This window comes from Acetobacter lambici, assembly GCF_011516885.1.
GTDB classification, from domain to species: domain Bacteria; phylum Pseudomonadota; class Alphaproteobacteria; order Acetobacterales; family Acetobacteraceae; genus Acetobacter; species Acetobacter lambici.
Genome location: NZ_WOTD01000061.1, coordinates 1 through 8895, shown reverse-complemented (window position 1 = coordinate 8895; position 8895 = coordinate 1). Strand labels below are relative to the sequence as shown.

General features: G+C 50.4%; 8 protein-coding genes and 1 pseudogene. 1 reads left to right on the top strand and 8 read right to left on the bottom strand.

Translation table 11 applies throughout. The features are described from left to right. A partial coding sequence (locus tag GOB86_RS13885; protein ID WP_165993189.1) for a hypothetical protein occupies nucleotides 1-259 on the top strand: 259 nt, incomplete at its 5' end. Between the two features lie 39 nt (nucleotides 260-298). Here the strand turns inward: GOB86_RS13885 and GOB86_RS13880 are convergent. The 8 genes and pseudogenes from GOB86_RS13880 to GOB86_RS15945 form a co-directional block, all read right to left on the bottom strand. Further along, nucleotides 299-868 carry an HPP family protein gene (locus GOB86_RS13880; RefSeq protein WP_165993188.1) on the bottom strand — a complete coding sequence of 190 codons (570 nt, stop codon included), beginning with the start codon at nucleotides 866-868 and terminating at the stop codon, nucleotides 299-301. Then, complete coding sequence (locus tag GOB86_RS13875) at nucleotides 834-1688, bottom strand: peptidylprolyl isomerase (protein ID WP_165993186.1); 855 nt, start codon at nucleotides 1686-1688, stop codon at nucleotides 834-836. Before GOB86_RS13875 ends, GOB86_RS13880 begins: the two co-directional genes overlap by 35 nt. Before the next feature lie 9 nt (nucleotides 1689-1697). Beyond that, nucleotides 1698-2402 (bottom strand): respiratory nitrate reductase subunit gamma, encoded by a 705-nt coding sequence (narI, locus tag GOB86_RS13870; RefSeq protein WP_035366587.1) that lies wholly within the window; start codon nucleotides 2400-2402, stop codon nucleotides 1698-1700. Continuing rightward, nucleotides 2399-3094 (bottom strand): nitrate reductase molybdenum cofactor assembly chaperone, encoded by a 696-nt coding sequence (gene narJ, locus GOB86_RS13865; RefSeq protein WP_165993184.1) that lies wholly within the window; start codon nucleotides 3092-3094, stop codon nucleotides 2399-2401. The genes narI and narJ overlap by 4 nt, the downstream gene beginning before the upstream one ends. A gap of 2 nt (nucleotides 3095-3096) precedes the next feature. Further along, nucleotides 3097-4629, bottom strand: a complete 1533-nt coding sequence (gene narH, locus GOB86_RS13860; RefSeq protein ID WP_061490515.1) for a nitrate reductase subunit beta — start codon at nucleotides 4627-4629, stop codon at nucleotides 3097-3099. A gap of 52 nt (nucleotides 4630-4681) precedes the next feature. Then, nucleotides 4682-8383, bottom strand: coding sequence for a nitrate reductase subunit alpha (locus GOB86_RS13855; RefSeq protein WP_165993181.1), 3702 nt, complete (start codon nucleotides 8381-8383; stop codon nucleotides 4682-4684). A 41-nt stretch (nucleotides 8384-8424) separates the two neighbouring features. Next, nucleotides 8425-8778: pseudogene (locus tag GOB86_RS13850) on the bottom strand (integrase core domain-containing protein); the annotation flags it as partial. Further along, a partial coding sequence (locus tag GOB86_RS15945) for a hypothetical protein (RefSeq protein WP_206752707.1) occupies nucleotides 8699-8895 on the bottom strand: 197 nt, incomplete at its 5' end. The pseudogene GOB86_RS13850 and the gene GOB86_RS15945, both read right to left, overlap by 80 nt.

The window sequence follows — 8895 nt, the reverse complement described above, 5'->3', positions numbered from 1 at the left end:
AAAACGCTTCGAGCTGATCGCCAAGCCCACTCAGCCGGGCAAGACGCTCTTCAACATCAAAGAAACCAGACTGCTTCATATCGCCATTCCCTCAATCAACGCAGAAGAAATGGAATCATACAGAAGACCTCAAAACCAGGGGGTTTTTAGAACCCTCCAGGTGTTGTTGTTCCTGACAAAACATTCGTGCCTGTCATCGCAAACAAAATTGCGAATTAAACAAAAAACACCCGGCGCTTTTTTGTGCCGGGTGCCCTGACTGTAATTAAGTAATCCTATTAAGCTGTAAAAATTTTTCTTATTTTTTATATGCCATAAATTTTTGAAAAACTTCAGAAACGGTAGTCGAAATAATAACACCTATACATATTACGCTAATAGTTTTTATATCTGAATGAAATCCGCCCAAGCTCAGCAATAATGTTGTTGCTGCTGCGGGAGGATGATTTGCTTTACAAAGGCCCTGCCCCAAGACTGTCAGGGATATCGCCAGGACACTCGCAGCCATACGGTTCCAAGTAATGTGGTCAATACTCATAGCAGCGGGGGCTGCCAAAGCGTCAAATATCCACAAAGAGAACACCGCAGCAATGATCCCGATTGCATGCCCTGCCAGTGTGTTCCAAACTCTTGAAGCGTCCTGTTGTGGCGTAACAATATGCATAAAAATAGTTGGCCCCAAGCTAGGAAAAAGCAATGGGTAATGCGTAAAATATGCTAATGCCCCCATGACCCCTGTAGAGACCAGAACGGCAAATGTTTTAAAAATTATTTCCAAAACCATAAAAGCCCTCAGATTTTTTAGCCGTAAGATAGAAAGTATTGTTATACAGTCAGGAAGGTTTTTTCCCTGTGCAGTTTCCTCCATCCGGCCAACCGGTGCTGGATGCCTGCGCTGTTGTGCCAGAAAACACGTCAAACCCTTTAATTCGCGCTTTAGAGGCAAGCATGGCAATGTAGTTCTGCACGCCCTGCTTCCAACTACTATCTTCAAGGAAAATCCGAATACGCTGTTTTTCTTCTTTATTTAACGCTTCGACCTTTAGCTCAGCGGAAAACTTTTTTAAAAGCTGCACAATATGCACGCCATATCGTGTTTCTATCAGACCATCATAGAATTCACCTTCTTGGACAGTTTGAAGGGCTTTCCTGAACTCTGGCAAAAGATCTTGCTCTTGCATTATGCCTAAATCCCCCCCTCTACTGGAGGAAGGACATTCTGAATAACGTGCTGCTACTTGTTCAAAATCTATGGCGTTATTTTTCAGGTGGTCCAGAAACTCTTGCGCTCTTTTTTGCGCTGTTTCCACTGAACCCGGCATAGATTTGTCTGCATATACCAAAATATGCCGCACATGCATGGCGGGACCAGCCTGCATATGGGCAATATTGGACGCACTCCAGCGCTCAAGCTCATCATCCGTTGGTGTTGGCACCTCGACCTCCCGCTCTAGCAAAGCCTGAATGAGCGCTTCATCGGTCAAACTGTCTCCGCTCTTAGTGTCGAGCTTTTTCCGGGCTTCATCAAGCAGGAGTGTTTTTACCACCAGCGCTCTTGCGGCATCATTCCGTTGCACCTGAAGAGACGCTGTTTTGTGGTGCGGCATTTCTGCCTGAACATCCTCCAATGAAATAGCGGTGTCATTTACAAAAATTGTGTGACCGGTTTGATTGGGAGAACTCATCATGTTCGGGGCTCACGTCTCATCATTAGCGACATGGTGATTCTGGCGGACAATCTGCCACCCCGGCCGAAAAACGTACCAGATAGGAGCAGAGATAACATGCACCAACCGGGTAAACGGCGTTAGCAAAAACAACGTCATACCGGTTACCAGATGTAGCTTGTAAACCCACGGGATAGTGGTGAGCAGATTTGGCAGGCCTGACCGGAATGTCAGAACACCCCGGCACCATTCCCCTAATATTTCCATTGTGTGCCCATCTGAATGCATCATGGAGTGTGGCAACCCAAGAATTCCGAGCCAGAGTTGCGCATAGACAAACAGAAGAATGAATAGGTCAGTTGGGCGGCTGGTGGCCTTGACGCGCTTGTTAAAGACACGGCGGTAAATAAGCCCTGCGCCACCAACAGCAGCGAACACTGCAAACACACTTCCGGCACCGACAGCCAGCAACTGGTGGGCGTGAGCACTCAGGCCCAGCATCTCAGTCAGTTGGGGCGGAGTCAGAAGCCCCGCAGCATGGCCCATCATCAACCCCAGCACACCAACGTGGAAGCTATTGCTGGCCCACTTCAGGGTTTTTCTTTCAAGGAACTCACTCGACTCAGCGCGCCATGAAAACTGGCTTCTATCGAACCGCGCCCAACACCCGATGACAAAGACCGACAAACATAGATACGGATAGATTTGGAACAGAAAGTACTCGACCCAGTTCATGCTCTTGCCTCCACATGATCCTTGCCTGAATAGCCAGTATACGCTGCGCTACATGCCGCAGGTGAGGAGGCATGATCGAACGTGACAGGTTTTTCTTCATACCGCATATCAAGGGTTGCGGGATCATCCATCACGGCTGTGTCTCTTAAATGCGCGTGCACGACTTCTTTGTCAGGAAGGCGTTTGGATTCTTCCTGTAAAATTTGGAAAATACCAGAATATATAGACCGCCTTTCTTGAAGTCTTCTGTTCAGAACTGCAAGAATATCCACTATTTCTGTCAGAAGCTCCTGTGTTTTCTGAGGGTCACACACAGACGCATACTCTAGATAGGCGGGAAGAAAGTCTGGTAACTCGTTCCCCTGCAAATCCAGACCGGCAGAACGATATTCCTCTAACAGATCCACCATTGCCTGCCCGCGCATACGGGAATCCCCATGCACATGCTGGAAAAGGTAGAGCGATAAGGAGGGCGACATATCGAAAAGCTGCACATACTGGCTTTGCGCATCCAGAAGTGGTGTTTTTTCAAGAAAAATCCTGATTTCTTCGAAAGCTTTTTTCTGTTCTATAGAGAGATTGGAAAGCGAAATCAGCGTGCCTAATTCTACACTTTCCTGCTTTATAAATTCATCAGGGTACCGAAGAAAAATAGCGCTTAACTGACAGAGGAATGACAGAGACTGAGACATTGTTATCCCCCTTTCACCGTATGACGACGAATTTCCGGTCTTACACCCTGCTGCCCCCATAGGCTGAAGCGGCTTTTCCCGGAGGTTGTGCTCTGGTTAAAATGAAAACCCGCGATGCCGCGCTGATGGTAAGGGTCTTCTGCATCTTCTTTATGCGCGGTTGGCACAACGAAGCGATCTTCGTAATTCGCAATAGCCAGAAGACGGTACATGTCCTGAATTTGCTGCTCTGACAGCCCTGCCCCCTGCAAGAGAGAGGCGTCACGTACATTCTCAATCTGGAAACGGCGCATATAGGCCCGGAGCGCCAGCAGCCGGTTAAGAGCCGCTTTGACGGGCGCTTCATCCCCCGCAGTGAGCATATTAGCCAGATATTGGACCGGTATACGTAGGCTGTTGATATCTGGAATACCATTCAGGGTTTCCAGACTACCAGCAGAAGCTGCTTCCTGAATGGGCGACAAGGGCGGGATGTACCAAACCATAGGCAGGGTGCGGTATTCAGGATGGAGCGGAAAGGCGATTTTCCATTCCTTGATCATACGGTACACTGGCGAGCGTTGGGCCGCGTCAATCCATGCGTCAGGTATGCCGTCCCGACGTGCCTGCTCAACCACTGCCGGGTCGTGTGGGTCCAGAAAAAGGTCGAGCTGCTGCTCATACGCATCTTCAGGGTTTGTTGTAGCCGCAGCGGTTTCAATTTTGTCGGCATCATACAGCATGACGCCAAGATAGCGGATACGCCCCACACAGGTTTCAGAGCAGACGGTAGGCTGGCCACTTTCTATACGGGGGTAGCAGAACACACATTTTTCTGATTTTCCTGTGTGCCAATTGTAATAAATTTTCTTGTAAGGGCAACCGCTGACACACATGCGCCACCCACGACATTTTTCCTGATCAACCAGAACAATGCCGTCTTCTTCCCTTTTATAAATAGCACCTGATGGGCATGATGCAACACAAGTCGGGTTAAGGCAGTGTTCACACAGTCGCGGGAGAAACATCAGAAAGCTATTTTCGAACTTTCCATATATTTCTTTTTCTATATCACGGAAATTATAGTCTTTGGAACGATGTTTAAATTCTGTGCCCAGAGACTCTTCCCAGTTCGGGCCTCGTTCAATTTTATCCATGACCTGCCCGGTAATACGGGAATACGGCCGGACAGACGTAACAACCTGCTCGCTTTTTTCGTTCTGCAATGCAGCGTAATCAAAATCAAATGGTTCATAATAATCGTCAAGTTGGGGCAGGTTTGGGTTTGCAAAAATTTTCGAAAGAATACGCCATTTTCCACCAATTTTAGGGCGGAGTGACTCTCCCTTTCCCAACTGCCAGCCGCCATGCCACAGTTCCTGATTTTCCCACTGCTGCGGAAAACCGACACCGGGTTTACTTTCGACATTGTTAAACCATGCGTATTCAACACCGTCACGGTTGGTCCAGACCTGTTTGCACGTCACACTGCATGTATGACACCCGATGCATTTATCGAGATTAAGAACCTTACCTATCTGCGCACGTATCTTCACGGTTACTTACCTATAATGCAGGGAGAAGCAGGAAAATTACTCAAAATCATCTTCATCCCTTCCCTTTTTCGGTGGTGTCAAACCAGTTCACATCGTTCATTTTACGTAAGAAAATAAATTCATCACGATTAGACCCAACCGGCCCGTAATAATTGAATGACCATGAAAGATGTGCATACCCACCCACCATATGGGTGGGTTTCATGACAACACGCGTCACTGAATTATGAATACCGGCACGCTTGCCAGTAATTTCACTACCCGGCACATTGGCGGTGCGCTCGGCCGCATGGTACATAAACGCTGCACCAGACGGAATACGCTGGCTGACAACAGCACGCGCCACCAATGTCCCGTTACAGTTAAAAGCTTCTACCCAGTCATTATCGACAATCTTGAGCCGTGTTGCGTCATCCTCACTAATCCAGACAACCGGGCCACCACGACCAAGTGTCAACATAATCAGGTTTTCAGCATAGGTGCTATGGATGCCCCACTTTTGATGAGGGGTCAGGAAATTCAGCGGGATAACCGGGTTTCCGTTATCATGCGCAGCCCCTAAGGCCTCTGGCGTTGAGTGTGTTTCAATAGGTGGCTTGTATGTGGCAAAGGTTTCCCCAAAGTCACGGAGCCAAGGGTGATCCTGATAAAACTGAAGCCGACCTGTTAATGTACGCCATGGTACATATTCGTGCACATTCAGCCAGTTAGCGGTGTAGGCTTCCTGCGTTGACGAGACACCGCTCCATACCGGCGAGTTTATGACCTGCCGAGGCTGTGTAATGATATCTGCAAATGTAATCCGGTCACCGTCTCTTCCGCCCAGACGGTGAGAAAGGTCACGCCCGGTTTTGTCTGAAAGAGACTTCCAGCTTCTGGCTGAAACTGCACCATTTGTTTCCGGTGCCAGCATAAGTACCGTCTCAACCGCATCGGTATCCTGAAAAAGAGAAGACCTCTCGGGATATTTCACTGAGACTGACGGATGTGTCTGCTTAAGTTCCTGTATCTCTGCTGTTGTATCCCACTGTAACCCGTGGTCTGCGTTCCCCTTCTTTTCCAAACCCGGACCTAACGTAATGTAGCGATCATAGACCTCATCATAACGTCTTGGCACAATAGCAATCTGGGGCATTGTCTTGCCCGGTACACCAGCTATCGGGTGCTCTGACCGCCAGATCTCGTCACCATAAGGCTGCGCCAGCTCGGCTGGTGTGTCTTTTTGCAAGGGTGACAGAACAACATCTGTTTCACTCTCCAACTGGCCTTTTGCCAACCGTTGGAACGTCTCAGCCAAACCACGGAAAATGCTCCAGTCCGTGCGGGCTTCCCATGCCGGGTCAACAGCAGCCTGCAGCGGATGAATAAACGTGTGCATGTCAGACGTATTCAGGTCTGATTTTTCATACCATGTTGCGGTTGGCAAAACGACATCGCTGAACATTGCTGTTGTGCTCATGCGGAAATCAATAGTTGTCAGAAGGTCCAGTTTTCCTTCTGGAGCCTTATCATGCCATTTTGCAAAATCCGGCCTCTGGTCACTATCCTCGTTCATGACATTGTTAGGCGCGCCCAACAGGTGCTTCATGAAATATTCATGTCCTTTGCCGCTGGCACCTAGCAAGTTTGACCGCCAGACAAACATGTTACGCGGCCAGTTCTCCGGTGCATCGGGGTCTTCACAAGCAAGCTTGATGGAACCGGATACAAGAGCGTCCTTCACATATGTTGCAGGATCCTGCCCACTTTGAGCGGCTTTTTGACCGAGCTGTAACGGATTGACCGCAAGCTGTGGCGCACTTGGCAGCCAGCCGCGTCGTTCAGCCTGAATGTTACAATCAAGCACGGTTTGAGGCCATTTTTCAGGCGAGGCCAGAGGTGAAAGCTGCTCCCTTGGTGTTAACTGCTCATAACGCCACTGGTCTGTATGTGCATAGAAGAAGCTTGTGCCGTTCATTCGGCGTGGCGGGCCGCCCCAGTCCCCCGCAAACGCGACTGGCCCCCACCCTGCGGATGGGCGTAGCTTTTCCTGCCCCACATAGTGCGCCCAGCCGCCGCCGTTCTGCCCTATGCACCCACACAGCATGAGCATGTTCAGAATAGCACGGTACGTCATGTCCATATTGTACCAATGGTTGAGGCCTGCCCCCAGAATAACCATGGAGCGCCCCTGCGTAGCTTCCGCATTTCGGGCAAAGCCGCGTGCTACAGCAATACATCTTTCACGCGGCACACCGGTAATGGCCTCCTGCCAAGCGGGCGTACCGGGCACATTACTCTCATAATCCGGCCACGCGGTAGCGTCCGCAGAAAGCCCATAATGTGCGGTCATTAAATCAAAAACAGTGGCGCACTGGACATGCTCGCCTGTTTTCAGGGCTATGCTTCGTACCGGAACCTTACGGGCATGAACTGGCTCGGCCTCATTCAAACCAAAGCGCCCGTCTCCACCAAAATATGGAAACAGTACTGTGGCCATCTCTCCACTCTCACCCAGAGAAAGAGACGGTGTTAAGGGCGCACCTGTTACGGCATCAAATGGTTCAAGGTTCCATTTCCCCTCGTTTTCCCACCGAAAACCGGCAGACCCGCGCGGCATAGCAGGGCAGGCCTGTTCCCGGTCCCAAACCAGAGGCTTCCAGTCAGCTTCTGTGGTGTGGTACCGGTCATCCGCCAGATCAGCCGCGCGGAGCAGCCTGCCGGGTTTCTGACCTGCATCGCTGGGGTCCAGGATCACCAGAAATGGAAGGTCTGTGTACCGGGTTGCATAGTCCTGAAAATAAGGGACCTGACGTTCAAGATAGAACTCACGAAGAATGACATGCACCATGGCCAATGCCAGTGCAGAGTCCGTTCCTTGGCGAGGGTGCAGCCATAAATCTGCAAATTTAGCGACTTCAACATAGTCCGGAGCAATGACTACACTTTTTGCGCCCCGATACCGTGCTTCTGTATAAAAATGAGCATCGGGTGTGCGGGTCATGGACACATTGGAGCCCCAGACCAGCAGATAGCCCGAATTATACCAGTCAAGACTTTCTGGCACGTCTGTCTGGTCACCAAATGTCTGAGGGGACGCGGGAGGCAGGTCACAATACCAGTCATAAAAAGACAGGCATGTTCCGCCAAGAAGGCTTAAATAGCGTGTTCCGGCAGCGTAACTCAGCATAGACATGGCTGGAATGGGCGAAAAGCCCACAAGCCTGTCAGGCCCCCATGTTTTGATGGTATGGATATTTGCTGCGGCAATCAGTTCGTTTGCCTCATCCCAAGACACCCGAACAAAGCCCCCCAGCCCACGCTGTGCCTGATAACTCTGACGGGCGACCGGGTCGTTTTGGATGGCTGCCCAAGCTGAGACCGCATCCAGCGTCTTACGTTTTTCGCGCCACAACTCAACCAGCCGTTTGCGCACCAGCGGGTAGCGAATACGGTTACTGCTATACAGATACCATGAGTAGCTTGCGCCACGCGGGCAGCCACGTGGTTCGTGGTTGGGCATATCTGGTCGCGTGCGCGGGTAATCGGTCTGTTGTGTTTCCCACGTGACCAGACCACTTTTAACATAGATCTTCCAACTGCAACTGCCGGTGCAGTTCACGCCATGCGTTGACCGGACAATTTTCTCACTCTCCCACCGGGACCGGTAGGTATCCTCCCATGCCCGGCTTTCATCTGTATTGACGCCATGGCCACCCGCAAACTTACCTTGATATTTTTTGAAAAAGAGAAGTCTGTCGATGAGTTGGCTCATAGGGTAATCCCCCCATTTTTAGTCGGGCGTTGAATGAGAATTCAGGCAGCTGTTTTTAGTTTCTGGGCGGGGGTTAGCCCGCTGTTCCCCATATTGGGTCTGTCATGGTTATATGTCCAGAGCCATTGTGTTGCGACCTCCTGCACGTCCTGAATGCTTTCAAACAGATACTGCTCCAGCCATTCCTGCCGGACAGTTCTGTTGTAGCGTTCAATATAGGCGTTCTGCTGCGGATTACCCGGTTGCGTATAGATCAGGGTAATCCCCTGTTTTTCGGCCCATGAAACCAACGTATGACTGACATATTCAGGGCCATTATCCATTCTGATGGCTTCTGGCCTGCCACGCCACTCCATAACCTGTTCCAGGCAGCGGACAACCCGACAGGCTGGCAGGGGAGTAACGGGCAGTCGAGAGAATGTGACGCAGACCGTCCCCCGTTACCTCAGTATGAATCAAGCGTTGACGCGTAAGGCGGTCTACCTGTTCGAGAACAAGAGGGAGCAGATCGG

Excerpts from the sequence above, each read along its gene's own strand:
- GOB86_RS13880 (WP_165993188.1), bottom strand. The coding sequence starts at position 868 with ATGGAGGAAACTGCACAGGGAAAAAACCTTCCTGACTGTATAACAATA.
- GOB86_RS13875 (WP_165993186.1), bottom strand. The coding sequence starts at position 1,688 with ATGATGAGTTCTCCCAATCAAACCGGTCACACAATTTTTGTAAATGAC.
- narI (WP_035366587.1), bottom strand. The coding sequence starts at position 2,402 with ATGAACTGGGTCGAGTACTTTCTGTTCCAAATCTATCCGTATCTATGT.
- narJ (WP_165993184.1), bottom strand. The coding sequence starts at position 3,094 with ATGTCTCAGTCTCTGTCATTCCTCTGTCAGTTAAGCGCTATTTTTCTT.
- GOB86_RS13855 (WP_165993181.1), bottom strand. The coding sequence starts at position 8,383 with ATGAGCCAACTCATCGACAGACTTCTCTTTTTCAAAAAATATCAAGGT.